This window comes from Candidatus Aegiribacteria sp. (assembly GCA_021108435.1).
Classification (GTDB): Bacteria; Fermentibacterota; Fermentibacteria; order Fermentibacterales; family JCC-6; genus Aegiribacteria.
In genome coordinates this window covers 1-1,647 of sequence record JAIOQY010000047.1, presented here as the reverse complement: position 1 = coordinate 1,647, position 1,647 = coordinate 1, and the positions used below count along the sequence as shown (strand labels likewise).

The following is a 1,647-nucleotide window of genomic DNA, read 5'->3' as shown; positions in this document are numbered from 1 at the left end:
CGGCGAGACCGTTACAAATCTCACGAAGCGATTCCGCTCTTGCTAAATGACAGAACAGCATTGATACAAGATGGGTCCACGAAGTGAACCCTTTTGCATTACGTTCTGTCTTACAACGTTTTACATGTCCTCTGAAGATACTGCATGGAAGCTGCTGAAGCACCTGGCTGAAGAAGCTGATATTATGTTTCATACTTATGTGTCCTTCAATTGTTTAGGTGACTTTTGACTATCACCCAAACATGAGCAGAAATGCTCATAAGAAGAAGGACACACTTACTAAATCAGAATGTTATCTTGGACACGCCTGACTTCAGCAGATACTAAAAGTGAATTTCCGATATTTAGATTAGCGTTCCTAGCCGTACTTTATATGTGGTTTGTTTAATTACAAATTGCTGGTGGTTGATCGTTATTAAATCCTATTCAACGAAACAATGCCATACTGTCCCAGGTAAAACATATACTTCATCGGTGATTACACCCAACAACGTATCACCATAGTAGTATTTTGCAGTTATCTCCTGATAACCTGTAGGAAGTTGGATAGTTATAGTTTCATGTCTCCCTAGTTTTTCTGGTCCTGAAATACACATTCCACCCCAGTACACTTCCCAACCGTCGCCGTGAGCATTTATACTGCAATAGACATTTCCTTGTGGGCCACCCGCTGCAGCAAAAGCAATTGAACTAATCAATAACAATAGCAGTAAGCTTATTTTTAAAGATTTCAAAATATAACCCTTCTTTATCAACCACCAACAAAGTGTTTTACATATTATTTCTAATATGTTATATTTTGTCAAGATGATATATGTGTGTAATTATACAAATACGATATCTCTTCTAACTATTTTATAGGCTCCATCCGTAAAACGATAAGACAATGTATTATCCGCAATTCCACAACCTGCTCGCGAAGCAGCCCATTTGCCCCAATAAACCTCCGATTCTTGTCCGAAACTGACCTTACTTACCGAAACCACCGCATGTTACAGAAAAAGCAGCAGATAGAGCAATAAACCAAAGAGGGAGACAGAGAGGGAGAGAGATAGAGAATAACATCATGGAAATTCGATGCAACGGTTACACGAAGATCCTGAACCGGATAAGCAATAGGACAATGGATTTTCCGTAATCCCATGACCTGCTTCCGAAATCGCTGATGAAGAGCTGTACCGGCTCTAGAATAAAATTATTTGTCTTCAAGCGAAGTTTGCGCCCCGTAGTCTGCATTAGCTGCCACGGACCTGCGGCTCGAATTATCCGTGTGTATCCGCCGCACTTCATATTAACAGAAATTCCATATACATGTATGATTAAAAAGGTTAATATGAAAACGGTATTGAACATTCAGGGTGAAAATCTTTTCTCTGTTATCAGTCTTTGTTCTTGACATCACCTCTGCGACACGGATATCTTGATTCAGAAGGCGAAAAAGGAAATAGTTGAAACCGGTATTCTGATCGTTTCTGTGAAATTAGGCAGTCTCATCATTCTGAATTCGTCAGTAAAAAAGAATATAAATCTGAAGCGGGGTCTGAATTCGATATCCTGAACTCGCAAATCTCAGTAAAGTTTCACTGCGATTCGCCCTCAAGAGCTTCTCGAATAATCTTTTGAAGTTCTTTCATAACATATGGCTTA

At 39.5% G+C, this 1,647-nt stretch carries 2 protein-coding genes; both read right to left on the bottom strand.

The window, feature by feature from the left end; translation table 11 throughout:
- Positions 1-193: DUF4372 domain-containing protein (locus K8R76_02805; protein ID MCD4847103.1), on the bottom strand; the 193-nt coding region annotated here is incomplete at its 3' end.
- Positions 194-422: 229 nt separating this feature from the next.
- Positions 423-734: a hypothetical protein gene (locus tag K8R76_02800; GenBank protein MCD4847102.1), complete on the bottom strand. Its 312-nt coding sequence runs from the start codon at positions 732-734 to the stop codon at positions 423-425.
- Positions 735-1,647: the final 913 nt, after the last annotated feature.